The following is a 24421-nucleotide window of genomic DNA, read 5'->3' on the forward strand; positions in this document are numbered from 1 at the left end:
TGCTACTCCTCCTTCTCATTCACGATGAGTCGCAGCAGGTTCTCCGTCAGCGTCAGCCCTGAGAAGTCGATGACGAACTCACCCGAGCCGGGTCCAGTGTCGGCGCGCCGAACCGCTGAGAGCTTGGGAGATCGAGGGGTGGTCACCCTCGATCGTCACATGAGTGCGGCAGTGTCCGCCTCTGTTTCCGGTGCGGCCGGTGCGGGGCACGTGTGCCGCCGCATTGAACCGACACGGTGATGGTGGCTCTATCTGAGCGTGAGCGTGTCGGTCTCCGGCCAGTCCTCGTAGTCGATCTTTAGGACGACGGGAAGACGGGTGATCTCCTCCGGCAGATCGAACTCGTGGGTCGTCGGAGACATGTCGGCGGTGCAGGGGTCGTTGGGTGACGGTCCGAAAGTCACAGCAACGCGGTCTGGTACCTCAGCCACGAGAGCCGTCGCTACGGGAGGGCAACTTCCGCTCCCGATGGTCACGATGGCGAATGTCTCACCGCGCTCGATCCACGTCGCAATGGGTCGATCATTCAGCGGGTCGACGACGAGACCATCCGGCACGCCGCGCCGCGTCTCGCGCGCGACTCCAACGTCGGAGGCGCTGCAACCGGCCAACGCACAGACCATGATCATCAGACCCGCAACGCCGACGCAGCCAGCGCGGAGATTCACCATGCTCTGATTGTGGGGCTTATCGTGCGTAAGCGCTCGGATCGGTACGGGGCAGAGTCAGCGCCGATGCCTACCCGTCGAACACCTCACCGCTGGCAAATGCGGCGTCCTCGGCTAAGAGCTCAACGAGGGCTGTCGGGCACTTTGACAGGATCTCTCGTTCCGCTGAAGGCATTGACTGCGACCGAAAATCGGCCCTCACGTCGTAGCAGGTGTACACCTCGCTTGGCCCGTTGTAGGCATAGTGCACAGAGAAAGATTGCGCCCGCTCTGCTTCGCCTCGTCTTCACGCTCTCACTCTCTCATTACGAAGTGTGGAGACGTCGGAGACGCGATTGACCGCGAGGCCTGGAGAACTACGAAGCGGCGAGGGTATTGGCTGATCCCGTTCGGTCTTTCAGAATGCCCTCGGTCTACCAGGCGTAGACATTCTCGGAGATCCGGACAGCTCCGGCAGCACTGCGCGTAGTTGCTTTGCCGGAACGATTGCCGTGAGCCGGTTTGGGCAGGGGTTTTCGGAGGTGGTGAGTACCCTGGGCGGATGCGAGTGTATGTTCACGGCACGGGTCGCCGGGGCCGTGATGCGTGGCCTTCGATCCCGGGCCAGGGGTCGCGCTTTGCGAGTCTTGACTTCGCGGGATCGATGGACGAGAACGTTGCATCTCTCGCAGCGCTCACTCCGCGCGATGCGGTCGTCTTCGCGCATTCCGCCGGCGCCGTGCCCGTTCTTCTGGCTCTGCAGGCACGTCAGATCGTCGCGCGCACTCGTTCTCCTAGAACCAGGCCTCTATGACGTCGCCAGGGGTGTCCCTGTGATCGAAGATCACGTCGAGCGATGACGCGCGCCCGAGCCCTTTCTCGGAGTGGCGACCTGTTCGGTTACTGGTCTATCGTCCGCCCGCTCATGTTCGAGGGCCCCGCCGACCCTTCTCGCTGGGATGAAGAGCGGGAAGCAGCCGCGAGATTTGAAGCGAAGCAGCCCCCGTGGGGGTTCGGAGTGGCAAGCTCGGCGATCAACGGGGTGCCCACCCTTGTCGTCACGGGAGGGTGGAATGCGGAGTACGAGGCGATAGCCGGCGTGCTCGTAGCGGAGGGTGCAAAACACGTTCAGCTCGCCGGCACAAAGCACAGACCGCAGGGTCATCCAGGCTTCGCCGACACCGTCGACGGGTTCCTCTTCGGTCTATGAGCGGCCCGGCGAAAACGATCGTTTACGGTGAAGAGGCGTTATCCGTGCTGGACGGGCTGCCGAAACCGCTGGTCACAACGGGCTAATGGCAGTGGTCTTCGGCTGGCGCCCTTGCTCATCGATTCATTTGTTGAGGACGCGACCCATCACCTGTCGGTCGTCGCCGTAAGTGGCAAGGCTCACCCATCCTCGCGACGAGTAGAGGCGTACCGCTGGGTCGTCGGGACTGCTAGACGATGCGAGTAGCGCGCGCCGGTGGCTAAGGTTCGCGAGCAGTGCGTCGTGCAGCTGACCTCCTATGCCTCGGCCCCGCGCTTCAGGAATCACGGCGAGCTCGACGAACTCAAAATGTCCCCCGACCCATCTATCAACTTTCGATCCAAGCTCGCGCGTGATGAAGTCAGACCAGTACTGTCCGCGTTCCCCGGTATAACCCCACGCGAACCCGACCAGCCGCCCGTCGTCATGCGCGACAGCGAGGCGGTATCCGGCACGCGAGCGATGACGGTCCCATGGCGATATCGCCCACTCCGCCGGATCGTTCACCTCTCCGAACGCCGCGGTCCAGACGCCAAGAACTTCATCGCGGTGTACCGACGCGTCCGTGCCGGCCACGGTTTCGATGGTGATCACACATTCATCGTTGCAGGAGAAGGCAGCCTGCCGAAAACGATCGTTTCCGGCAGCCTCGTCGTCGTCGTCAACAAGGTGCACGACACGCCGAGGAATGATCCGCCGAAACCCTCTGCCGAAACCCATATCGCCAGAACCTCGACCGCATCGTTTTCGGCGGGGGCTGTTCAGGCAGCGATCGGTTCCTTGCTGACCAGCGTCAGCACGTCGTACGTCGCGACGATCTCGTCGCGCTGATTGCGGATGACGGCATCCCAGCGCACCTCGCCGTACTCGTCCGTCTCGCGCGGAGTGATCTGCTTCGCCGTCAGCTCGACCCGGATGCTGTCGCCCGGCGACACGGGAGTGATGAAGCGCAGGTTCTCGAGCCCGTAGTTCGCCAGCACCGGCCCCGGCTCGGGATCGACGAACAGCCCGGCCGCCCACGACACGAGCAGATACCCGTGCGCGACGCGTCCGGGGAAGAACGGGTTGGCAGCCGCCGACTCCTCGCCCATGTGGGCGTAGAAGGTGTCGCCGGTGAAGTGCGCGAAGGTCTCGATGTCGTCGAGCGTCACCTCACGGGCATCCGAGGCGATCTGGTCGCCGATACGCAGCTCCGCCAGCGACTTGCGGAACGGATGCCGGTCGCCGGCGCTCGTCGCCGCGCCCGCGTGCCACACGCCGGTCAGCGCGGTGAGCATCTCGGGCGACCCCTGCACCGCCGTGCGCTGCATGTGGTGCAGCACGGCGCGGATGCCGCCGAGCTCCTCACCGCCGCCGGCGCGGCCCGGACCGCCGTGCACCAGACCCGGGAGAGGAGAACCGTGCCCGGTGGACGTGCGACTGTTGTCGCGGTCGAGCAGCAGCATCCGGCCATTGAACGGGGCGATGCGCGTCGCCAGCTCGACCGCCTGAGCCGAATCGTGCGTCGCGATGCTCGTCACCAGCGATCCGCCACCGCGCGCGACGAGATCCGCGGCCTCCGCGGTCGTCGAGTACGTGAGCAGCGACGACACCGGGCCGAACGCCTCGACGTCGTGCACGGCCTCGACGCTCGGGTCATCGAACCGCAGCAGCAGCGGCGCCACGAAAGCGCCGTCCGGCGCCGGGCCCGCCGATCCGTCGGCGTGCCGCACATCGGGCGCGTCGGTCGAGCCGACCACGACCCGGCCACCGGCATCCTGCAGCTTCTGCACCTGTCGCAGCACCTCGTCGCGCTGCGCGGTCGACGCGAGCGGGCCCATCGTCACCCCCTCGGCGCGCGGGTCGCCGAGCACCGTCTTCTGCGCGATGCGCGTCCGCACGGCGTCGATGACGGCATCGGCGGTGGCCGCGGGGACGATCGCGCGGCGGATCGCCGTGCACTTCTGCCCGGCCTTCGACGTCATCTCCACGACGAGCTGGCGGATGTACGCGTCGAACTCGGGCGAGCCCGCGACGGCATCCGTGCCGAGCACCGATGCGTTGATGGAGTCGGTCTCGGTGGTGAAGCGCACCCCTCCGGTCTGCACGGCCGGGTGCTGGCGCAGCTTCTCGGCGGTCGACGCGCTGCCGGTGAACCCGACCAGGTCGCCGAGCCGCAGATGATCGAGCAGGTCGGGCACGCTGCCGCTGATCAGCTGCAGCGATCCTTCGGGCAGCAGCCCCGATTCGACGAGGATGCGCACCATCGCCTCGGCGAGATACCCCGTCGGCGTGGCGGGCTTCACGACCGTCGGCATCCCGGCGAGGAACGCCGGGGCCAGCTTCTCGAGCGACCCCCACACCGGGAAGTTGAACGCGTTGATCTGCACCGCGGCGCCCGGCAGCGTCGTGTACACGTGCCGGCCGAGGAAGCTGCCGTCCTTCGAGAGCGGCTCGACCGCGCCGTCGACGTGCACGCGGCTGTTCGGCAGCTCGCGCCGGCCCTTGCCCGAGTACGAGAACAGCACGCCGATGCCGCCGTCGATGTCGATCCACGAGTCGCTCTTCGTCGCCCCCGTGCGCGCCGAGATGGCATACAGCTCGTCTTTGCGCTCGGTCAGCGCAAGCGCGAACTGCTTGAGCAGCAACGCGCGCTGGTGAAAGGTCAGCTCGGCCAGGCTCGCATGGCCGGTGGTTCGCGCGTACTCCAGGGCAGCGGCCAGGTCGAGCCCCTCGGTCGAGACCCGCGTGATGATCTCGCCGGTGGAGGCGTCTCGGACGTCGGTGCCCTTCGACAAGCTCAGGGACCCAGAAGGGGCGGATGGCGTCCACCACTCGCCCTGGACGTAGCTCGGCAGAAAATCGGTCATCTCTCCTCGTTCCACACGTAGAACCCCTCGCCGCTCTTGCGGCCCAGCTTCCCGGCATCCACCATCTGCCGCAGCAGTCGCGGCGGCTCGAACCGCGGCCCGAGCTCGCGGGCGAGCTCCTCGGCGATCCCGAGGCGCACGTCGAGCCCGACAACGTCGGTGGTGCGCAGCGGACCCATCGGATGCCGATACCCCAGCTCCATGGCCGCGTCGATGTCGGCGGCATCTCCGACGCCCTCCTCGAGCATCCGGATCGCCTCCAGACCCAGCAGCACGCCCAGCCGACTCGACGCGAAACCGGGGGAGTCGCGGACGACAACGGGGGTCTTGCGCAGCGTCGCGACCCATTCCCGCGCGGCGTCGACGACGGCGCGGTGCGTGCGCGCGCCGACGACCAGCTCCACGAGTTGCGACGCCGGCACGGGATTGAAGAAGTGCATCCCGAGGAAGCGCTCCGGTCGGGTGAGGGATGCCGCGAGCTCGTCGATCGAGATCGACGACGTGTTCGTGGCGAGCACCGCGTCGTGCGCGACGAGCTGCTCGATGTGCGCCAGCGCCTCGGCCTTCAGCGGGCGGTCCTCGGGCACCGCCTCGATCACCAGGCCGGCGGTCGCGAACGCCGCGGGGTCGGTGTGCACGGCGAACGACTCGATCATGTGCTGCGGCTCGACCAGATCGCCGCGCCGCACTGAGTTCTCGATGCTGGACAGCACGCGTCCGCGCGCAGCCTCGGCGGATTCCTCGTCGCGCTCGACCAGCCGCACCCGCGCGCCGGCCAGCAGGAAGGCGTGTGCGATGCCGGCGCCCATGCGCCCGCCGCCGAGCACGCCGACGATTCCGGGAACGCTCATCGGCTCTCCTCCTCGAAGCGCTGCGACCGGCGCTCTCGGCGCTCGAGGAACGCCGTCATGCGCCGGCGCTTCTCGTCGCTGTCGAACAGCTCGGCCTGCAGCTCGAGCTCGATCGCCGGATGCTGATCGGTAGGAGCGAGCAGAGCGCGCTTGGTGAGCTCGGTCGCCCGCGCGCCGTTCGCGCAGATGCGGTCGGCGACGGCATGCACGGCATCGAGCAGCTCGTCGGGTTCGTGCAGCGACGACAGCAGACCCCACGAGAGAGCCTCCTCCGCGTCGAGGATCCGGCCGGTCAGCAGCAGCTCGCTCGCGCGCGCGTGCCCGACGATCTCGGGCAGCCGCCATGTCGCGCCCGCCGCGGCGATGATGCCCAGCCCCGTCTCCGGGTTGCCCATGCGCACACCCGGCGTGCCGAGGCGGATGTCGGCGGCGTAGGCGAGCTCGGCACCGCCGCCCAGCGCATAGCCGTCGATCGCGGCGATGGCCGGCATCGGCAGCTCGCGGATGCGCCGGAAGATCGTCGAGTTGATGCCGCGGCGCGCGTCGTCGGCAGTGCGGTCGCGCAGCTGGCGGATGTCCGCGCCGGAGGCGAAGATGCCGTCGGCGCCGGTGACGATGAGCACCCGCGGCGTGCTCTCGAGCTCGGCGCACACGGCGTGCAGCTCGTCGACCATGCCCTGATCGATCGCGTTGCGCACGGCGGGGCGATCGAGCGTCACGACCGTCCGGTCGTCGCGCCTCTCGATCCGCAGCGTTTCAGCCATCGACGCGCTCCACGATCATCGCCGTGCCCTGGCCGACACCCACGCACATCGTCGCGAGCCCGTACCGCGCACCCTCGCGCTCCATGCGACCCAGCAGCGTCACCAGCAGTCGCGACCCGCTGGAGCCGAGCGGATGCCCGAGGGCGATCGCGCCGCCGTCGGCGTTCACGAGCTCGGGATCGAGGCCGAGGCGACGGATGCACGCCAGCGACTGCGAAGCGAACGCCTCGTTCAGCTCCACCGCACCGAGATCTGACACGGTGAGGCCCGCACTCTGCAGAGCCTTCTCGGTGGCAGGGACGGGCCCGAGGCCCATGATCTCGGGCGCGAGAGCAGCGGTGGCGGATGCGACGATGCGCGCTCGCGGTCGAAGGCTGTGGCGCGCGACGGCATCCGCTCCCGCCACGACGATCGCCGAGGCGCCGTCGTTCAGCGAGCTGGCGTTGCCGGCGGTGACCACCTCGCCGCCCGCGACCACTGGGCGCAACGCCGCGAGCGCCTCGAGCGACGTCTCCCGGCGCGGGCCCTCGTCGGTATTGACCACACCGCGGCTCGTCTCGACCGGAACGATCTCGGCTGCGAGGCGGCCGGCGTCGATCGCCGCGAGGGCGCGCTCGTGGCTGCGCAGGGCGAACGCGTCGGCATCCGCTCTGCTGATCCCGTCGACGCGCGCGACTTCCTCGGCCGTCTCGGGCATCGAGAAGGTCGCCTTCTCTCTAGCCAGCAGGCGGGGATTCGGGAAGCGCCACCCGATCGAGGTGTCGTAGGCGTCGCCGGGCTTGCCCCACGCGCGCTGCGGCTTGGCCTGCACCCAGGGCGCGCGCGTCATGGATTCCACACCGCCGGCCACCATGAGATCCGCGTCGCCCGCGCGGATCGCCTGCGATGCCAGCGCGATCGCGGTCATCCCCGACGCGCACAGGCGGTTGACGGTGAAGCCCGGGATGCTGTCGGGCAGCCCGGCCAGCAGAACGGCCATTCGCGCGACGTTGCGGTTGTCCTCGCCGGCCTGGTTCGCCGCGCCCAGGATGACCTCGTCGATGGCATCCGCCCGCACGCCCGCCCGGCGGACGACCTCTCCGACGACGAGCGCCGCGAGATTGTCGGGACGGATGCTGGCGAGAGCGCCGCCGTACCGGCCGACGGGCGTGCGCACGCCGCCGACGAGGAAGGCTTCGGTCATCGGATCCTCCCGAAGGCTCGCAGCGGATGCTCGATCAGCTCGACGAGTCGACGCAGGAATCCCGCGGCGTATCCGCCGTCGCAGACGCGGTGGTCGAAGACGAGGGAGAGCTGGGCGATGCGTCGCGCGACGATCTCCCCGTCGACGACCCAGGGGCGCTCGATCATGCGGCCGATGCCGAGGATCGCGACCTCGGGGTGGTTGATGATCGCCGCGGAGCCGTCGACGCCGAGGGCGCCGTAGTTGTTGAGGGTGAAGGTGGATCCGCGCAGACGGTGGGCGGGGGTGCGGCCGGCGCGGGCGGTCTCGGCGAGCTCGCGCAGCTGCGCGTCGAGCTCGTCGATCGACAGCTGGTGCGCGCGCGGGATGACGGGGACGAGAAGGCCGCGCGCGGTGTCGGCGGCGACGCCGAGGTGCACGCCGTCGAAGGTGACGATCTGCGTCGCGTCGTCGGTCAGGCGGGCCGCCAGCAGGGGGAACTCCGCCAGCGCGATCAGCGTGAACCGCGCGAGCACCGCCGTGAGCGAGGGAGCGCGGCCGCCGGCGGGCGCCATCTCGGTGCGGGCGTTCCAGAGGGTGGTGGCGTCGACGTCGACCCAGACGGTCGCCTCGGGGATCTCGGCGCGGCTGCGCGAGAGGGTCGCGCTGATGGCGGTGCGCATGGCGGAGAGCCGCTCGCGGGAGGCGACGGAGAGCCCCTCCGGCAGCTGAGTGTGCGCCGATGCCGTTGCGCTCGCTGCAGCGGGCTCTGCATACGACGCGGCGCGCAGCACGTCGCCGCGGGTGATCGCGCCGTCGGCGCCGGTGCCGGTGAGGTGGCGCACATCCACGCCGAGATCCCGTGCGAGGCGGCGCACGAGTGGTGAGCGCACCGCGGGGCGGAGGGTCGTGCTCTGCTCCGTCGCATCGACAGCACGGGATGTCGGCGAGGGAGCGGCCTGTTCACGCGACGAAGCCGTGCGCTCGCCGAGGTCCCGTGCACTCGACGGGGTGGCTGCGGCCGTCTTGGCATCCGTCTGCGCATTTTGTCGTGCTGGCGGGCGACGTCGCCCCGACGAGCGCCGGTCGGAGGTCCCGTAGCCGATGAGCACGTTGCCCGATCCGCCGGCGCGCTCCTCGACCCGGTACGCCTCCTTTCCAGAAGCGGGGTCAGAAATTGCCGCATGTGCACCCTCAGATGCGACATTTTGTGACCCCTCTCGGGAGGGGGTGGGGTGAGGGGGGTCAGAAATTGCCGCATGAGCACCCTCGGATGCGACGTTTTTTGACCCCTCGTGGGAGGGGGAGACCTCGAGGACGGGAGCGCCGACGGGGATCATCTCTCCGGGCTCGCCGTGCAGAGCGGTGATCACCCCGGCGAACGGCGACGGCAACTCGACGATGCTCTTCGCCGTCTCCACCTCGGCGATCGCCTGATCGGTGCGGATCGTGTCGCCCACCTGCACCAGCCACTGCACCAGTCCGGCCTCGGTCAGCCCTTCGCCGAGGTCAGGCAGACAGAACACGCGAGCGGTCGTCGTCGTCATCGTGCACCCTCCTCGTCGTCGTCCCAGTGCAATGAGTCGATCGCGTCCAGCACCCGGTCGGCGTCCGGCAGATACCAGTGCTCGAGCTTGGGTGGAGCGTACGGCGTGTCGAAACCGGTCACCCGCCGCACCGGCGCCTCGAGGTACTCGAAGCACCGCTCGAAGACGCGCGCCTGGATCTCCGAGGCCACACTGGCGAAACCGGGAGCCTCGGCGACCACCACTGCACGCCCGGTCGCCCGCACCGCCGCGGTGACCGTCTCGTCATCGAAGGGTGTCAGCGAGCGCACGTCGATCACCTGCACGCTGCGCCCCTCCTCGGCGGCGATCTCGGCGGCCTCCAGCGCGACCGGTACCATCGCCGCATAGCTGATCAGCGTGACATCCGTGCCCTCGCGAGCGACACGCGCCCGGCCCAGCGGCACGGACACCGAGGTGTCCACGTCGCCCTTCGACCAGTACAGCTTCTTCGGCTCGAGGAAGATCACCGGATCGGGCGAGGCGATCGCCGCGCGCAGCATCGAGTACGCGTCCTGTGGCGTCGCCGGCGACACCACGACCAGTCCGGGAGTGTGCGCGTAGTAGGCCTCGGACGAGTCGCAGTGATGCTCGACACCGCCGATACCGCCTCCGAACGGGATGCGGATGACCAGCGGCATGCGCACCGCGCCCCGTGTGCGGTTGCCGAACTTGGCCACCTGACTGACGATCTGCTCGAACGCCGGCAGCGCGAACGCGTCGAACTGCATCTCGACGACGGGGCGCATGCCGTTCATCGCCATCCCCACCGCCGTGCCGACGATGCCCGACTCCGCCAGCGGAGTGTCGAAGCAGCGGTCCTCGCCGAACCGCTCGGCCAGACCGTCGGTCACCCGGAACACCCCGCCCAGGGCGCCCACGTCCTCGCCGTAGACGACGACGGCCGGATCCTCCTGAATGGCGTCGGCGAGCGCCCGGTTCAGCGCCGCCGCCATGGTCATCGTGCCCACGACGTGCGCAGTAGGGTCCAGATCGCTCGCGCGGCCCTGAGCCTGTCGGGGGTCGCTGCCCTGAGCCTGTCGAAGGGTCATGCCCGTCCTCCTGTCTCAGCGAGCGACTCGCGTCGCAGCTCGTCCTGCAGCATCCGCCACTGCTCCTCGAGCTGCGGTGAGCGCTCGGCGGTGACGTGGCGGAAGAGGTCCTCGGGATCGAGCTGGGCGTCCTCGTTCAACGCGATGCGCAGCTCATCGGCGATCCGCTCCGCGCTCGCCGCGATGCTCTGCTCGTCCTCGGGCGTCAGGGCGCCCCGCGAGACGAGGTGCGTCCGCAGTCGGGTCAGCGGATCGCGTGCGATCCACGCCTGCACCTCCTCGCGCTCGCGGTAACGGGTGTCGTCGTCGGCGTTGGTGTGCGCCTGCATCCGGTACGTGTGCGCCTCGACGAGCGAGGGACCCCCGCCGGAGCGGGCACGCTGCACCGCCTCATCGAGAACCGCGAGCAGCGCGGCGACGTCGTTGCCGTCCACGCGCTGGCCCGGGATGCCGTACCCGATCGCCTTGTGCGCGAGCGAGGGAGCGACGCTCTGCCGGGAGAGCGGCACCGAGATCGCGAAGCCGTTGTTCTGCACGAAGAACACCACCGGCAGGTGGAACACCGCGGCGAAGTTCATCGCCTCGTGGAAATCGCCCTCACTGGTCGCCCCGTCGCCGCACAGTGCGAGCACCACCGTGTCCTCGCCGCGGTGCCGTGCGGCCTGCGCGAACCCCACCGCGTGCAGCAGCTGCGTGGCCAGCGGAGTGGCCTGCGGCGCCACCCGATGCGCGGCGGGGTCGTACCCGCAGTGCCAGTCGCCGGCCAGCAGCGTCATTGTCTCGGCGGCGGGGACGCCACGGCCGATGATCGCGACCGCGTCGCGATAGGTCGGGAACAGCCAGTCGTCCTCGCCGAGCACGAGCGCAGCCGCGACCTGGCAGGCCTCCTGCCCGTGCGACGAGGGATACACCGCCAGCCGGCCCTGACGCACCAGAGCGCTGGCCTGATCGTTGATGCGTCGCCCCTCGACGAGCGAGCGGTAGGCGCGGCGCAGCCGCTCGGCATCCGGCGCGCGGTAGAGCGGGTCGTCGACGCCGTGACCGTCTGCGTTGATCAGGCAGACGGGAGTGTCGCGGGGGAGCAGATCGTCGTGCATCATCGGGTTCGCCTTCCTCGCCGAACGTGATGGCACCAGCATGCCCGCATCGCGTCATTCGTCCCACTCACGCCCCTGATTCCCGGACGATTGTGCACTGATTGCGCCGGAACAGATCAGAGTGTCAGGATGCAGTGACGAAACGGCCGGCGCAGCGTGCGGCCGCGGAAGGGACGGCGATGGCCGAGATGGATGCCGTGGACCATGCGATCCTCGCGGAGCTGCGCCGCGACGCCCGGGCCTCGATGACGCGCATCGCGGAGGCCGTGCACATCTCGCGCGCAGGTGCGCACGCACGGATCAAGCGCCTCACGGAGCAGGGCGTCATCGCCGGGTACACCGTGCGCACCGACCCGGTGCAGCTCGGCCATCACGCCTCGGCGTACGTCATGCTCGCCATCGAGCAGGCCAGCTGGCAGGAGGTGCAGTCCCGGCTGCGCGCGATTCCCGAGGTCGAGCACATGGCGCTCGTGGGCGGGGATTTCGACGTCATCCTGCTGGTGCGCGCCAGCGATGCACGTGACCTGCGCCGGATCGTGCTCGAGGACATCCAGGCGATCCCCTCCATCCGCTCCACGCGCACGACGCTCATCTTCGAGGACTTCGGTCGGGACTGAGGTCCGGTGCCCTAGCCTGAGCGGATGGAGCGGATGGAGCGGATGGAGCGGATGCCGACATCGCACACCCTGTTGGCTGGCCCGCGGGGTCGCCGCCTGGCGCTCGAGTTCGCGCTGGCCCGCGAGAGCGACCGGGACGACGCATCGCACCGGCTCGACACGGCCGTGATGACCGCCGCCAACGCGTTCGAGCCGTCCGGCACGCTGATCTCGATCGGCGGCGGACCGGGCTCCGCGCCCCCGCCGGCCACACCCGCCGACGTGGCGCGACTGCTGACGCAGACGAAGCTCGACGCGCCCAGCCCGCGCCTGCTGCGCACCGCGCTGGCGCGCTCGGTGGACATGGCGCGCTACTGGCAGGAGCCCGACGGCGAAGATCAGCTGGCGGCGACCCCCGAGGTCCGAAAGGCGTTGGCGCGGGTCGCCGCGCACCTCGCACCGGCCCTGCGCGAATGGGCCAGCGCACTCCGCCCCGACGCGCAGTGGCTCGTGCAGTGGGACAGCCCCGGCATCGCCGCACCGCGAGCGATCTCGCCCGAGGAGCTGCAGACGGCCGGCGACAGGCAGGTCGAGGCGGAGCGGCGGGCGCACGTCGAACGGCCGGCCGACCCGCATGCGAACTTCAGTGGCGAATGGTGGTCGATGCCGGCCTGGCTCGCTCCATCGACGATGGGGGAGACCCTCGACCGCAGCCCCGCGGGCTTGTGGTTCGTGGAGGACGGCATGGGCTGGGAGCGCGCCTTCGTCTACCGCGCGAGGATCGCGCCCGATGCGCGCGTGTGCGAGATCGACGGCCCGCAAGCGTGGGCGCAGCTGTGCCGTCGGTTCCCCGTCGACGTGAGCGCGAGCAGACGCCACGACTGGTTCCGCGCCACGGGGCGAGTCGGTGCCTGGGTGGTTCCGGACTGGGCCGCTCTCGCCGAGCACTACGACGGAGTGCACCTGCAGGCGGCGGCGTACCTCGCCGCGGCGGGGACGGCGATCCCGGTGGACGACGACCGCGCTTCGGTGATCGCCGGCTGGAACCCCGATGAGACGTACTGGCTCACCTCAGCGGTCAGCTTCGAGTCGCCGCCGCACACCTGGGTATCGCCCGGCGGACAGGGCGACGCATGGCGAATCCAGGATGATGCCCTCGGGGATACCCCGCGCTGACCTCGTCAGTCGATGGTCAGGGCGAAGCCGCCCGCGGTCTCCACGACGGAGATGTGAGTGAGATCCGCGACCGCATATGTCGGCCCGAAGCCGGCGGCAGCGGCGCCCACGCCGATGACTCGCATCCCGGCAGCGAGTCCGGCCTGCACCCCGGCCTCGGAATCCTCGAACACCACGCAGTCCTTCGGCTCGACGCCGAGCGCGCTCGCCGCCGCGAGGAACCCTTCGGGGTGGGGTTTCGACGCCGACACGCTCTCAGCGGTGATCGCCAGCTTCGGCACGGTCAGCCCGGCCGCCCGCATCCGCGCCGTCATCAACGGCACGTTCGCCGATGTGACGATCGCGTGCGGCCGTTCGCGCAGCGCGGCCAGCAGCGCCGCCGCCCCCGCGATCTCCACCACGCCGTCGACGTCGCCGCTCTCGCGGGCGAGCATCTCGTCGTTCTCGCGCAGGTTGATCGCGTGCTCGCGCTCGGGCAGCAGGATCGCCATGCTCTGATGCCCCTGCCGGCCGTGCACGGTCTCGAGCACGCGAGCCGGGTCCAGCCCGTGCGGGCGCGCCCACTCCAGCCACAGCCGCTCGACAACCGCGGTGGAGTCGACGAGCGTGCCGTCCATGTCGAGCAGGACGGCGCGGGCGTGCATAGTGGTGGGCATCACCCCAGCCTAGGGAAGAACACCCAGGGCGGCCGGCGATGCCGGTCAGCGGTGCCAGATCGGCGGCTTCGGCATGGCACCCACCCGGCTCTCCAGGACCGCGGCGAGGGCGATGATCGCGGCTTCGCCGCCCGGCCGGCCGATCAGCTGCACGCTCACCGGATGCCCGGATGCCTCGCGCGTCACCGGCAGCACGATCGCGGGCAGCCCGGCGACGTTGACGAAGCTGCTGTACGGCGCATACTGCACCTGCTGCGAGAAACCGCGCACGGGATCGTGCCGGTCGAACCAGCCGACCGGCTGCGGCGGCAGCGCGAGGGCGGGCGTGAGAACGGCGTCGAACGGATCGAACGCGGTGATCGTGGCGTGCTCGAAGGCGGATGCCGCAGCAAGCGCCTGCAGCACCTCCGCTCCGGTCAGGCGTCGGCCCTCGCGCACCAGCCAGGCGGTGATCGGCTCGACGAGCTCGAGGTCCGCGTCGCTCAGTGCCATCCGCGCCGCGCTGGTCCGCCACAGGGTCGTGAACAGCTCGGCATAGCCGCGCGGATGCCACGCGAAACCGTCCACGCCGTGCCCGGCATCCGTCAGCAGCGCCGCAGCGACCTCGACCGCGTGGGCGGCGTCGGCGTCGAGGCGGATGTCCTCCGCGTCATCCCACGGCGAGACCGTCGACACGCCGATGCGCATCGGAGCCGTCGGCACCGTCGCGGCAGGCAGGAACGGACCAGACCCGGGCGCGCGCGTCGCGAACCGGTGCGGGCGCCCTGCGCACTGCACGTCCAGCAGCAGCGCGGCATCGGCGACCGTACGCGCGATGGGACCCGCCACGGGAAGACCGCCGGGACTGTCGAGTCCGGATGCGAACGCCACCCGTCCCCGCGACGGCTTGATGCCGACCACGCCGACCGTCGCCGCAGGGATGCGGATCGAGCCGCCGCCGTCCGAACCCGGCGCGAGCGGCAGCAGCCCGGCTGCCACAGCAGCCGCGGCACCCCCGCTGGAGCCGCCGGCGCCGTTCGCGAGGTTCCAGGGATCGCGCGTGGGCGGGCCGATCTGCGTCTCGGTGTATCCGGTGAGCCCGAACTCCGGCGTGCTGGTCTTGCCGAGGCTGATTCCGCCCGCCTCGTCCAGCACGGCCGCCTGATCGGCGGTGGCCACAGGCACGAGATCGCGGTGCAGACGCGATCCTGATCGGGTGGGCACCCCGGCGCGGGCGACGAGGTCCTTGTCGGCGAACGGCAGGCCCCACAGCGCGCCTTCCGGGGCCGTCCGTGCCAGCCGGGTCGCTCGCTCCCGAGCGGCGTCGCCGGTCACCTCGACGAACGCGCCGACTGCGCCGTCGATTCGCGCGATGCGCTCGAGATAGTGCGCCACCAGATCGGACGGTGCGAACGCACCGGTGCGCAGCCCCGAGCGCTGTTCGAGTGCGGTCAGATCGTGCAGCTCGGCCATCTCTCGACCCTATGCCGCCGCGCGGGCCGTCACCGACTCGTCAGCCGAGCAGCAGGAAGACGGCCAGTGCGCCGATCACCACGATCAGAGTCCGCAGCAGCCAGGCCGGCAGACGCCTGCCGATCACCGCACCGAGCCCGGCGCCGGCGAGAGAGCCGACGGCGATCGTCACGACCGCCACCCACGGCAGCGGCGCAGAGAAGAGGAAGATGGCCGTCGCCACGCCGCCGGCGACCGTCTGCAGCACGTTCTTCATGGCGTTCACGCGCTGCAGCTTCTCGCCCGTCGTCAGCTCGAGGATGCCGACGATCAGCACGCCCTGTGCGGCGCCGAAGTACCCGCCGTACACGCCCGTGCCGAAGATCAGCGGGAACTCCAGCCATCGCGGCCACAGTCCGCCTATCCGCCCTGCACCGGCACGTCGGTTCATCAGCGGCTGCACGGCGACGAGCAGGCAGCCGACGATGATCAGCACCGGTGCGACCAGGCGGAACACCTCCGCGGGCAGCACCAGCAGGGCGAGAGCGCCGAGCACCGCACCGATGATGGTCAGCACGATGAGCGGCACGAGCGGGCGCCATTGACCGCGCAGCTCCCGGCGGTAGCCGACGACGCCGGCGACGTTGCCGATGGCCAGTCCGACGGTGTTCGCCATGTTCGCCGGCACGGGCGGAAGACCCAGCGCCAGCAGGGTCGGGAAGACGATCAGGCTGCCCGAGCCCACGACGGTGTTGATCACCCCCGCTCCGAGAGCGGCGAGGGCCAGCAGGCCCAGTTCGAGCGGGGAGAAGGTGGTGATCATCGGGCAGCAGTCTTTGTTCGCGTTAAGAATCGGGTTTCGAAGGCTGGGAGACAGTCTGCCCGATTTTGCATCCCGGAATCCTTCTCTCACCGCGTAGGGCCGGCTCTAACCTGGTCATGGCGAACCGCCCCCTCCACCCGCAGCGCCCGACCCGCCGGCGCTCGAGCAGCACTCAAGGACGCACATGGACGATGTCGTGACACACCGCGACGACTGGAAGGTCAACGAAGAGCTGGCAGAGCGGATGATCCCGCTGATCGGCGGACTGAACCGCGAGCGCGATGTCGTGACCTCGCTGCACGGTCACCGTCTGCTCGGGCTCTCGACCACCGGCATACTCGAGGTGCACGAACGCGTCGCCCAGCTCGGTCACCGTCAGATCGCGCTCACCGACACGCTCGCCGTGCTCGAGGCTCTGCGTGAACTGGCCCCGGGCGCGTCGTCGCTTGACGTCGCCCGTCTCATCGAGGATCACGCCGACAGCGGGCGCGAGCTCGACGAGTTCCTGCGGGCGGAGCTCTCGGCGGCGCTGGATGCCGAGCTCTCGCCCCCCGTCGACGTGGTGCTCTACGGGTTCGGCCGCATCGGCCGGCTGCTCGCGCGCATCATCCTCGCGCACACCGGCGGCGGCAGCGGACTGCGCCTGCGGGCGATCGTCGTGCGCCGCGGATCCGCGAACGACATCGTCAAGCGAGCCTCGCTGCTGCTGCGCGACTCCGTGCACGGTCGCTTCGCCGGCACGGTGACCGTCGACGAGGAGAACTCGCAGATCATCGCGAACGGCAACCGCATCCAGGTCATCTACTCCGACGACCCCGCCACCGTGGACTACACGGCTTATGGCATCCACGACGCGATCATCGTCGACAACACCGGACGCTGGCGCGACGAGGACGGCCTGGCCCGTCACCTGCAGGCCAAGGGCGCCGCGCGGGTGCTGCTGACCGCACCCGGCAAGGGCGAGCTGAAGAACATCGTGCACGGCATCAACGACGACACCATCGGCCCCGATGACCGCATCCTGTCGGCCGCGTCGTGCACGACGAACGCGATCACTCCCGTGCTCGCCGCCATCGACGAGGCGTACGGAGTCGTCCGCGGCCACGTCGAGACCGTGCACTCCTTCACGAACGACCAGAACCTCATCGACAACTTCCACAAGGGCGACCGCCGCGGCCGCTCCGCCGTGCTGAACATGGTCATCACCGAGACCGGCGCCGCCAAGGCCGTCGCCCGCGCCCTTCCACAGCTGGCCGGCAAGCTCACCGGCTCGGCGATCCGCGTGCCCACGCCCGACGTCTCGCTCGCCGTGCTGCACCTCACCCTGGAGAACCCGGCGACGCGCGACGAGATCAACGACTATCTGCGCCGCGCTTCGCTGCACTCGAAGCTGCGCCAGCAGATCGACTACGTCGAGAGCCCCGAGGTGGTCTCCACCGATTTCGTCGGCTCGCACCGTGCGGGCATCGTCGACGGACTCGCGACGATCGCCAACGACCGCGACGTGGTGCTGTACGTCTGGTACGACAACGAGTACGGCTACTCGTGCCAGGTGGTGCGGGTGCTCGAGGTGATGGCGGGAACGCACCCCGTGGTGCTCCCGACCCGTCGCGAGGTCACGCTGCACGCCTGATCGCCTGGCGCGATGTCCGAGGCCGCGGGGATCATGGAGACATGGATGCCCGCGGCCTTCGCGCTGCCCGCCAGGCCTGCCCGGCGCTGCGCGATTGACACAATGGTCGGGTGTCGAGCTACTTCCTGCGCCTGTCCGAGACCGCGTTCGCGCCCACCGAGCACGTCGGCGGCGCCTGGAACCCTGACGAGCAGCACGTCGCGCCGGTGCTCGGACTGCTCGCGCATCTGGTCGAGGCCGAGCACCGCGCGCGCCGCGCTGATGCCCCGCTGCTGCTCGCCCGAGCGAACTACGACATCCTCGGCGTCATCCCGATGGACGCGTTCGAGGTGGCGGTGCGTCTGGTGCGCCCTGGTCGCACGATCGAGCTCGTCGAGGCGACGCTCACTCACGCGGGCCGTGCGGCGCTGGTCCTGAGAGCCTGGATGCTGCAGCGGGGGGACACTGCTGCGATCGCGGGTTCGCCGCTGCCGTCGATGCCCGCGCTGGAGGTGCTCGACGCGTGGACGGCGGGGGAGGTGTGGCCGGGCGGCGCCATTCGGTCGATCGACGCGCGCCGCGCGCACCTCGAGACCGGCCGCGCCCAGTGCTGGATCCGGCCCCGACATCCCCTGCTGCCGGATGAGAGCGTGTCGGGACGTGCGCGGATGCTGGGCATGGTCGACTTCGCGAACGGCATCGCCACCCGCGTCGCTCCGGAAGCGGCGCTGTACCCGAACGTCGACCTCACCGCGAGCGTGTTCCGCGAGCCGGAGGGGGAGTGGTTCGGGCTGGACACATCGGTCTCGTTCGGCGCGGACGGCACGGGGCTGACCGAGTCGGTGCTCAGCGACTGCACCGGCCCGCTCGGGACGGTGTCGCAGACGTTGACGGTGCGTCCGCGCTGATGGTCCCCTGAGCTTGTCGATCTGGGTCCCTGAGCCTGTCGATCTGGGTCCCTGAGCCTGTCGATCTGGGTCCCTGAGCCTGTCGAAGGGTCACTCCGCGGCGTGCCGGTCGAGGAACGAGTACACCTCGTTGTCATCGACACCGGGGAACGCCCCGCGCGGCAGCGGACGGAACATGTGCGTGTGCACGCGTGCGCTCGGCCAGGCGCGCCCCTCCCAGCGCTGCGACACGGTGGCGGGAGCGCGACGGCAGCACGACTCGTCGGGACAGGTCGACTGGGCACGGTGCGTCGTCTCGCGGCCGCGCCACCAGCGGGCGTCGTCGAAGGGAACGCCCACCGTGACCGAGAATCCGCCGTCGCTGGCCGAGCCCGTCTGCGTCGCGCACCAGAAGGTGCCCGCCGGGGTGTCGGTGTACTGGTAGTGCTCGGTGGTGCGGTTGCGCTGCTCGAACGCCGCGCGAGCGCCGAAGCTGCGGCACGCGGGCTGTCCTTCCACGGCGCCGGTGACATCCATCGGCAGCGGCAGGTCGTCGTTCTCGTAGACGCGGGTGATCGCGCCGTTCTCGTCGACGCGCAGGAAGTGCAGTCGCATGTCGAGGTGATGCGTCATGAGGTTCGTCATGCGCATGCCGGCCGCCTCGTGCGTGACGCCGAACGCGTCGCGGAAGTCCTCGACCGCGAGGTTGCGGTCCTTCTTCGCCTGCTGCAGGAAGGCCACGCCCGCCGTCTCCGGGATGAGGCAGCACGCGGCGAAGTAGTTGATCTCGAGTCGCTGCTGCAGGAAGTCCGCGTAGTCGGTCGGCGGGGTATGGCCCAGCAGACGGTGCGCCATCGCCTGCAGCGCCATCGAACGCAGCCCGTGTCCGCCGGGGATCGACGCCGGCGGCAGGTAGATGCGCCCGTTCTCGAGGTCGGTGATCGAGCGAGTGGAGTGCGGCAGATCGTCGGCATAGATCAGCTCGAAGCCCAGCTTCGCCGCCATCAGCGTCACGGTGCGGTGCGTCAGCGCACCCGAGACATGGCCGGCCGCCTTGAGCTGCTTCTCTGCGAGCGCCTCGATCTCGGGCAGGTAGTTGTCACGTGCACGCATGGTGAGGCGCATCTCGGTGTTCGCCCGGCGTGCCTCCTCGGGCGTCGCGATCGCCTCGGTCTCGCGCCGGTGCAGTTCACGATGCAGACCGAGGATCGCCTCGATGGTCTCATCGCTCATCGTCTTCGACACCCGCACGCCGGCGATGCCCAGCTGGCGGAAGATCGGGCTGGACTGCGCGCGCTCGAGCTCGATCTCGAGCGCGGCGCGCCGATTGGGTGGCTCGCCCGAGATCAGGTCGGCGACGTCGGTGCCACAGGCGTCGGCGATGGCCTGCAGCAGTGAGAGCTTCGGCTCGCGCTTGCCGTTCTCGACCAGGCTCAGCTGGGAACCCGCGATGCCCACCGTCGCCCCGAGGTCGTCGAGGGTGAGGTTCTTCGCCGTGCGATGGTGCCGGATGCGATGTCCGAGGGTGCTGAGTTCGAGTCCGCTGCTGACCATTCCTTGATCATAGCCGAAAGATTCGATGTTCTTTCAACCAAAAACCGTCTCAAACACCGCGAAAGCTGGCACAGGATGGTCTCACCGCACCCGCCTCGAAGGAGCAGACATGGCACTCGCTGAGACGTACACGCCCCCGACCACCCCGGTCGCACCGGCGCGAAGCTTCGGGGCAGTGCCCTCGTACGACACGCCGGCCATGGCCCAGCTTCGCGCGTGGGTCGACGAGATCGCGCAGCTCACGCAGCCCGCGCGGGTGCACTGGATCGACGGCTCCCGCGCCGAGAACAACGCGATCATGCGCGAGCTGGTCGACGAGGGCAAGCTCATCAAGCTGAACCCGGAGTGGCGCCCCGGCTCGTACCTCGCCCGGTCGCACCCCAGCGACGTCGCGCGCACCGAGGGGCGCACCTTCATCGCCTCCGAGCGCGAGGAGGATGCCGGCCCTACCAACAACTGGGCCGATCCTGTGGAGATGCGCGAGACGCTGAACGGTCTCTTCGAGGGCTCGATGCGCGGGCGCACCATGTACGTGATCCCGTTCTCGATGGGGCCCGTGGGTGGCAAGCTCTCGCACATCGGCGTGCAGGTCACCGACAGCGCCTACGCGGTGGCATCCATCGGCATCATGACCCGCGTCGGCGACGCCGTCACGCGCCGGATCGCCGACGGCGCGCCCTGGGTGCGCACCGTGCACTCGGTGGGGGCGCCGCTGGGTCCCGGCCAGGCCGACGTCGAATGGCCCTGCAATGACGAGAAGTACATCGTGCACTTCCCCGAGACGCTCGAGGTGTACTCGTACGGCTCGGGATACGGCGGAAACGCCATCCTCGCCAAGAAGTGCTTCGCGCTGCGCATCGCCTCGGTCATCGCACGCGACGAGGGCTGGCTGGCGGAGCACATGCTGCTGATCCGGGTCACCGATCCACGTGGGCGCTCCTACCACGTGGCGGCGGCGTTCCCCTCCGCGTGCGGCAAGACGAACCTCGCGATGCTGCGCCCCACCATCCCGGGCTGGAGCGTGGAGACGCTCGGCGATGACATCGTCTGGATCCGACCGGGCGAGGACGGGCGCATGTACGCCATGAACCCCGAGGCGGGCTTCTTCGGCGTCGCGCCAGGCACCGGGGAGTCCACCAACGTGACCGCCGTGGAGACGCTGTGGGGCAACACCATCTTCACCAACGTCGCACTGCGCCCCGACGGCGACGTGTGGTGGGAGGGTCTCACCGACACCCCGCCCGCCGAGCTGATCGACTGGAAGGGCGATCCGTGGACGCCGGATTGCGGACGCCCCGCGGCGCACCCGAACTCGCGCTTCACGGTCTCCGCCGCGCAGTGCCCGCAGATCTCCGAGGACTGGGAGGCGCCCGAGGGCGTGCCGCTGGATGTCATCCTCTTCGGCGGACGCCGCGCGACGAACGTGCCGCTCGTGGTCGAGGCCACCGACTGGAGCCACGGCGTCTTCCTCGGCTCGAACATCTCGTCCGAGCGCACCGCCGCGGCCGAGGGCAAGGTGGGCGAGCTGCGGCGCGATCCGTTCGCCATGCTGCCGTTCTGCGGCTACAACATGGGCGACTACTTCGCACACTGGTTGAAGGTGGGCCGCACGCTGCGCTTCGACCGCGCACCGCGCATCTTCCAGGTGAACTGGTTCCGCCGCGGCGAGGACGGGCGCTTCCTGTGGCCCGGCTTCGGCGACAACTCCCGCGTGATCGACTGGATCATCCGCCGCATCAGCGGCGAGGTCGGGGCGGTGGACAGCCCGATCGGGCGCCTGCCGCTGCGCGCGGACCTGAACCTCGAGGGGCTCGAGATCAGCGACGCCGACCTCGACGAGCTGTTCGAGGTCGACGTGGACGCCTGGCTCGCCGAGGCGGATTCGACCGAGGAGTTCTACGCGATGTTCGGCGACACGCTGCCTCCGGCGCTGCGCAGTGAGCTGGAGGCCCTGCGCTACCGGCTCAACGCCGCGCGCTGACTGCTGCGCCGAGGAAGGACCCGTGACGGCGGGATGCACCCGACGACCCATGGCTGAGTGGTCGGGCATCCCGCCGTCGCGTATTCTCGGGCGTGACCGTACGCCACCGAGGAGGGATCTGTGACGCCACTCGACTCCGCACCAGCCGTGCCCCACGAGGGTGCGACCACGTGGACGTCATCCGACGACGTCATCCGCCGCAACGCCGTGGAGGTGCTCGGTGACCCCGAGGCGCCGGTGCTCGTGTTCGGCCATGGATACGGCACCGACCAGTCGACCTGGCGTCCGATCGCCGAACGCTTCGCGCACTCGCACCGCGTGGTGCTCTTCGACTACGTCGGCTCGGGCCGCTCGGATCTGGGCGCGTACGACGAGCGTCGCTACGACTCGCTCGAGGGCTACGCCGACGACCTGATCGAGGTCATCGAGGCGGTCGGTGCGCGGCAGGTGTCGTTCGTGGGCCACTCCGCCAGCGGCATGATCGGTGCGCTCGCCTCGATCCGCCGCCCGGACCTGTTCGGGCGGCTCGTGATGATCTGCCCCTCACCGCGCTACGTCAACGACGGCGACTACGTCGGCGGCTTCGATCGCGAGGACGTGCTCGAGCTGCTGTCCAGCATCGAGGCGAATCAGCCCGGGTGGGCGGCATCGATCGCGCCGGCGGTGACCGCGCGCGCCGACCTCCCCGACGTCGCCGACCGGGTGCGCGACCTGTTCACCGCGACACCGCACGAGGTGGCCAAGCACTTCGCCCGGGTGGTCTTCTTCAGTGACGTGCGCCACCGTCTCGGCGAGATCACGGTGCCGACCACGATCGTGCAGTCGGTCGGCGACATCATCTGCCCGCCGCACATCGGCGAGTACCTCAGCGCGCGCATCCCGCACAGTGAGCTCGTGCGTCTCGACTCCGCGGGCCATTTCGTGCACCTCACCGACCCCGACCTCATCACCGCGCAGATCCAGCGCGTCCTGTCTGACGACGCCGGCTCGCCGGCCCCGTCGCTGTGAGCGCCTCATACGAGAACCGTCCGGAGGGGAACGACGCGCACGGGCCGGACCCTGACCGGCTGGTCGATCTGCTGCAGCACACGCCGGCGGCACTGTTCGTGCTGGGGTTGGACGGCACGATCCTCGCGCACAACGAGGGCATGCGCGTCTGGCTCGGCGAGAGCGATGACGCCGCGGGTCTGCGCGGGCGCAACATCGTGGAATGGCTCACCGCATCGTCGCGGCTGCTCTATGAGACGCAGGTGATGCCACGGCTTCTCGAGACCGGACGCCTGCGCGAGGTGATGCTCGAGATCCGAGACAGCGACCGTGAACGTCGCGCGGCCCTCATCAACGCCCAGTTGCGGCGCACCGAGGACGGCGGGAAGGTCGCGTACATCGCCGCCGTCGAGACCACCGCGCGCGCAGCCTTCGAGAAGCAGCTCGTGTCGGCTCAGCGCGCCGCCGACATCGCGCACCGTCGGCTGGTGCTGCTGCAGGATGCCACGAGTGCGCTCGCCGTGGCGAACGGACTGGACGACCTCGGCGAGACGCTCGGGCGGGCGGCGAGCCGGGCGACGGCCGCGGCGTGGACAGCTGTGCGTCTCGTCGATCCCTCCGGCCGCGCCGACGTCACGGTGCGCGAGTGGGGGATCTCCCCGCCCGGGGTGGAGCTGGACGCGCGCCCCGCGGCATCCGATCAGCAGCTGGTCTGCCGCGACGCCGACGAGATCGCGCAGGTGGTGCCGCAGGACGCGGCAGCCCTGCGGATGGCGGGCATCGAAGCGCTCGTGGTGACCCCGATCACGCGCCTCGTGGACGACCGCACGGTCGTGCTCGGTGAGATCCACTGCTGGTTCCGTCGTGCGCGCTCGCTGGAGTCCGACGAGCTCGAGACGCTGCTCGCGCTCGCCGCGCAGGCCGAGCGGGTCGTCGACCACCTGCGCCTGCGTGATCGGCTGCGCCACCACGCGCTGCACGACAGCCTCACCGGCCTGCCCAACCGGACCCTGTTCGAGGAGCGGCTCGAGCGGATGCTGGCGCGGGCCGCGGAATCCGGCGAGGCCTGCACGGTGCTCTTCCTCGACCTGGACGGCTTCAAGGGCATCAACGATCAGCGTGGGCACGGCGTCGGCGATGAGGTGCTGCGCACCATCGCGACGCGGCTGACGGCCGTGTGCCGGGTCAGCGACACCGTCGCACGTCTGGGCGGCGACGAGTTCCTCATCGCCGCGGCCAGGCTCGACGAGCAGACCGCGCTGCAGCTGGCCGAGCGGGTGCGCGCCGCGGTGCGCCGGCCGCTGGAAGGTGCCGCCGCGGGCTCTCCGCTCTCGGCGAGCGTGGGCGCGGTGCACTGGATGCCGGCGCGCGGGGACGCCGCTCCCGCAGCCGCGGATGTGGTCGCCGCCGCGGACGCGGCGATGTACGAGGCCAAGCACGCCGGTAAGGACGGCGTGCGCGTGCGGGTTTGGGGCGGCTGAG

22 protein-coding genes are annotated in these 24421 nt (G+C 69.9%); 8 read left to right on the top strand and 14 right to left on the bottom strand.

Translation table 11 applies throughout. The annotated features are described in order from the left end of the window. Positions 1–2: 2 nt before the first annotated feature. Both WFG93_RS08600 and WFG93_RS08605 read right to left on the bottom strand, forming a co-directional pair. Complete coding sequence (locus WFG93_RS08600; protein ID WP_336645918.1) at positions 3–146, bottom strand: hypothetical protein; 144 nt, start codon at positions 144–146, stop codon at positions 3–5. 102 nt (positions 147–248) lie between these two features. Beyond that, positions 249–671, bottom strand: a complete 423-nt coding sequence (locus WFG93_RS08605) for a hypothetical protein (RefSeq protein ID WP_336645919.1) — start codon at positions 669–671, stop codon at positions 249–251. A 901-nt stretch (positions 672–1572) separates the two neighbouring features. Between WFG93_RS08605 and WFG93_RS08610 the strand changes: the two genes are divergently transcribed. Further along, positions 1573–1857 (top strand): hypothetical protein, encoded by a 285-nt coding sequence (locus WFG93_RS08610; RefSeq protein ID WP_336645920.1) that lies wholly within the window; start codon positions 1573–1575, stop codon positions 1855–1857. A 123-nt stretch (positions 1858–1980) separates the two neighbouring features. Here the strand turns inward: WFG93_RS08610 and WFG93_RS13980 are convergent, their stop codons facing one another. From WFG93_RS13980 to pdhA, 8 genes are read right to left on the bottom strand one after another with little or no spacing between them, the layout of a single operon-like run. After that, complete coding sequence (locus WFG93_RS13980; protein ID WP_442928250.1) at positions 1981–2616, bottom strand: GNAT family N-acetyltransferase; 636 nt, start codon at positions 2614–2616, stop codon at positions 1981–1983. Positions 2617–2657: 41 nt separating this feature from the next. Beyond that, entirely contained in the window at positions 2658–4745 is a 2088-nt protein-coding gene (paaZ, locus tag WFG93_RS08620; RefSeq protein WP_336645922.1) for a phenylacetic acid degradation bifunctional protein PaaZ, read from the bottom strand. Then, a complete protein-coding gene (locus tag WFG93_RS08625; RefSeq protein ID WP_336645923.1) occupies positions 4742–5596 on the bottom strand; it encodes a 3-hydroxyacyl-CoA dehydrogenase family protein in 855 nt (284 codons plus the stop codon). The genes paaZ and WFG93_RS08625 overlap by 4 nt, the downstream gene beginning before the upstream one ends. Next, positions 5593–6360: an enoyl-CoA hydratase/isomerase family protein gene (locus tag WFG93_RS08630; protein ID WP_336645924.1), complete on the bottom strand. Its 768-nt coding sequence runs from the start codon at positions 6358–6360 to the stop codon at positions 5593–5595. Before WFG93_RS08630 ends, WFG93_RS08625 begins: the two co-directional genes overlap by 4 nt. Further along, positions 6353–7543 carry a thiolase family protein gene (locus WFG93_RS08635; protein ID WP_336645925.1) on the bottom strand — a complete coding sequence of 397 codons (1191 nt, stop codon included), beginning with the start codon at positions 7541–7543 and terminating at the stop codon, positions 6353–6355. The genes WFG93_RS08630 and WFG93_RS08635 overlap by 8 nt, the downstream gene beginning before the upstream one ends. Continuing rightward, positions 7540–9069 carry a dihydrolipoamide acetyltransferase family protein gene (locus WFG93_RS08640; RefSeq protein ID WP_336645926.1) on the bottom strand — a complete coding sequence of 510 codons (1530 nt, stop codon included), beginning with the start codon at positions 9067–9069 and terminating at the stop codon, positions 7540–7542. The genes WFG93_RS08635 and WFG93_RS08640 overlap by 4 nt, the downstream gene beginning before the upstream one ends. Further along, positions 9066–10139 (bottom strand): alpha-ketoacid dehydrogenase subunit beta, encoded by a 1074-nt coding sequence (locus tag WFG93_RS08645; RefSeq protein WP_442928251.1) that lies wholly within the window; start codon positions 10137–10139, stop codon positions 9066–9068. The genes WFG93_RS08640 and WFG93_RS08645 overlap by 4 nt, the downstream gene beginning before the upstream one ends. Then, positions 10136–11239 (bottom strand): pyruvate dehydrogenase (acetyl-transferring) E1 component subunit alpha, encoded by a 1104-nt coding sequence (pdhA, locus tag WFG93_RS08650; RefSeq protein ID WP_336645927.1) that lies wholly within the window; start codon positions 11237–11239, stop codon positions 10136–10138. The genes WFG93_RS08645 and pdhA overlap by 4 nt, the downstream gene beginning before the upstream one ends. 185 nt (positions 11240–11424) lie before the next feature. Here pdhA and WFG93_RS08655 point away from each other — a divergent pair, with 185 nt between their 5' ends. After that, positions 11425–11853 (top strand): Lrp/AsnC family transcriptional regulator, encoded by a 429-nt coding sequence (locus WFG93_RS08655; RefSeq protein ID WP_336646063.1) that lies wholly within the window; start codon positions 11425–11427, stop codon positions 11851–11853. Between the two features lie 24 nt (positions 11854–11877). Beyond that, a complete protein-coding gene (locus WFG93_RS08660) occupies positions 11878–13008 on the top strand; it encodes a hypothetical protein (protein ID WP_336645928.1) in 1131 nt (376 codons plus the stop codon). Positions 13009–13013: 5 nt separating this feature from the next. Here WFG93_RS08660 and WFG93_RS08665 read toward each other — a convergent pair whose 3' ends face one another. From WFG93_RS08665 to WFG93_RS08675, 3 genes are read right to left on the bottom strand one after another with little or no spacing between them, the layout of a single operon-like run. Continuing rightward, positions 13014–13664 carry an HAD-IA family hydrolase gene (locus WFG93_RS08665; RefSeq protein WP_336645929.1) on the bottom strand — a complete coding sequence of 217 codons (651 nt, stop codon included), beginning with the start codon at positions 13662–13664 and terminating at the stop codon, positions 13014–13016. Between the two features lie 45 nt (positions 13665–13709). Then, entirely contained in the window at positions 13710–15116 is a 1407-nt protein-coding gene (locus tag WFG93_RS08670; protein ID WP_336645930.1) for an amidase, read from the bottom strand. Positions 15117–15156: 40 nt separating this feature from the next. After that, positions 15157–15918, bottom strand: coding sequence for a sulfite exporter TauE/SafE family protein (locus tag WFG93_RS08675; protein ID WP_336645931.1), 762 nt, complete (start codon positions 15916–15918; stop codon positions 15157–15159). Between the two features lie 184 nt (positions 15919–16102). On the opposite strand from WFG93_RS08675, the gene WFG93_RS08680 reads away from it, so the two are divergent. Continuing rightward, complete coding sequence (locus tag WFG93_RS08680) at positions 16103–17551, top strand: glyceraldehyde-3-phosphate dehydrogenase (protein ID WP_336645932.1); 1449 nt, start codon at positions 16103–16105, stop codon at positions 17549–17551. Positions 17552–17661: 110 nt separating this feature from the next. Further along, positions 17662–18438: a thioesterase family protein gene (locus WFG93_RS08685; protein WP_336645933.1), complete on the top strand. Its 777-nt coding sequence runs from the start codon at positions 17662–17664 to the stop codon at positions 18436–18438. A 90-nt stretch (positions 18439–18528) separates the two neighbouring features. Here the strand turns inward: WFG93_RS08685 and WFG93_RS08690 are convergent, their stop codons facing one another. After that, positions 18529–19971, bottom strand: coding sequence for a helix-turn-helix domain-containing protein (locus WFG93_RS08690; protein ID WP_336645934.1), 1443 nt, complete (start codon positions 19969–19971; stop codon positions 18529–18531). A gap of 109 nt (positions 19972–20080) precedes the next feature. Here WFG93_RS08690 and WFG93_RS08695 point away from each other — a divergent pair, with 109 nt between their 5' ends. The 3 genes from WFG93_RS08695 (at position 20081) to WFG93_RS08705 (ending at position 24420) form a co-directional block, all read left to right on the top strand. Next, entirely contained in the window at positions 20081–21952 is a 1872-nt protein-coding gene (locus WFG93_RS08695) for a phosphoenolpyruvate carboxykinase (GTP) (protein ID WP_336645935.1), read from the top strand. 120 nt (positions 21953–22072) lie between these two features. Further along, positions 22073–22960, top strand: coding sequence for an alpha/beta fold hydrolase (locus WFG93_RS08700; RefSeq protein ID WP_336645936.1), 888 nt, complete (start codon positions 22073–22075; stop codon positions 22958–22960). Further along, positions 22957–24420 carry a diguanylate cyclase domain-containing protein gene (locus WFG93_RS08705; RefSeq protein ID WP_336645937.1) on the top strand — a complete coding sequence of 488 codons (1464 nt, stop codon included), beginning with the start codon at positions 22957–22959 and terminating at the stop codon, positions 24418–24420. Before WFG93_RS08700 ends, WFG93_RS08705 begins: the two co-directional genes overlap by 4 nt. The last annotated feature ends 1 nt before the right edge of the window (position 24421 follow it).

Origin of the sequence: Microbacterium sp. USHLN186 (genome assembly GCF_037145155.1) — a bacterium.
In the GTDB taxonomy this organism is placed as follows: Bacteria; Actinomycetota; Actinomycetes; order Actinomycetales; family Microbacteriaceae; genus Microbacterium.

Bases quoted from the DNA above. Each gene is read 5' to 3' on its own strand.
- WFG93_RS08605 (WP_336645919.1), bottom strand. From the start codon at position 671: ATGGTGAATCTCCGCGCTGGCTGCGTCGGCGTTGCGGGTCTGATGATC.
- WFG93_RS08610 (WP_336645920.1), top strand. From the start codon at position 1,573: ATGTTCGAGGGCCCCGCCGACCCTTCTCGCTGGGATGAAGAGCGGGAA.
- WFG93_RS13980 (WP_442928250.1), bottom strand. From the start codon at position 2,616: ATGGGTTTCGGCAGAGGGTTTCGGCGGATCATTCCTCGGCGTGTCGTG.
- paaZ (WP_336645922.1), bottom strand. From the start codon at position 4,745: ATGACCGATTTTCTGCCGAGCTACGTCCAGGGCGAGTGGTGGACGCCA.
- WFG93_RS08625 (WP_336645923.1), bottom strand. From the start codon at position 5,596: ATGAGCGTTCCCGGAATCGTCGGCGTGCTCGGCGGCGGGCGCATGGGC.
- WFG93_RS08630 (WP_336645924.1), bottom strand. From the start codon at position 6,360: ATGGCTGAAACGCTGCGGATCGAGAGGCGCGACGACCGGACGGTCGTG.
- WFG93_RS08635 (WP_336645925.1), bottom strand. From the start codon at position 7,543: ATGACCGAAGCCTTCCTCGTCGGCGGCGTGCGCACGCCCGTCGGCCGG.
- WFG93_RS08640 (WP_336645926.1), bottom strand. From the start codon at position 9,069: ATGACGACGACGACCGCTCGCGTGTTCTGTCTGCCTGACCTCGGCGAA.
- WFG93_RS08645 (WP_442928251.1), bottom strand. From the start codon at position 10,139: ATGACCCTTCGACAGGCTCAGGGCAGCGACCCCCGACAGGCTCAGGGC.
- pdhA (WP_336645927.1), bottom strand. From the start codon at position 11,239: ATGATGCACGACGATCTGCTCCCCCGCGACACTCCCGTCTGCCTGATC.
- WFG93_RS08655 (WP_336646063.1), top strand. From the start codon at position 11,425: ATGGATGCCGTGGACCATGCGATCCTCGCGGAGCTGCGCCGCGACGCC.
- WFG93_RS08660 (WP_336645928.1), top strand. From the start codon at position 11,878: ATGGAGCGGATGGAGCGGATGGAGCGGATGCCGACATCGCACACCCTG.
- WFG93_RS08665 (WP_336645929.1), bottom strand. From the start codon at position 13,664: ATGCCCACCACTATGCACGCCCGCGCCGTCCTGCTCGACATGGACGGC.
- WFG93_RS08670 (WP_336645930.1), bottom strand. From the start codon at position 15,116: ATGGCCGAGCTGCACGATCTGACCGCACTCGAACAGCGCTCGGGGCTG.
- WFG93_RS08675 (WP_336645931.1), bottom strand. From the start codon at position 15,918: ATGATCACCACCTTCTCCCCGCTCGAACTGGGCCTGCTGGCCCTCGCC.
- WFG93_RS08680 (WP_336645932.1), top strand. From the start codon at position 16,103: ATGGACGATGTCGTGACACACCGCGACGACTGGAAGGTCAACGAAGAG.
- WFG93_RS08690 (WP_336645934.1), bottom strand. From the start codon at position 19,971: ATGGTCAGCAGCGGACTCGAACTCAGCACCCTCGGACATCGCATCCGG.
- WFG93_RS08695 (WP_336645935.1), top strand. From the start codon at position 20,081: ATGGCACTCGCTGAGACGTACACGCCCCCGACCACCCCGGTCGCACCG.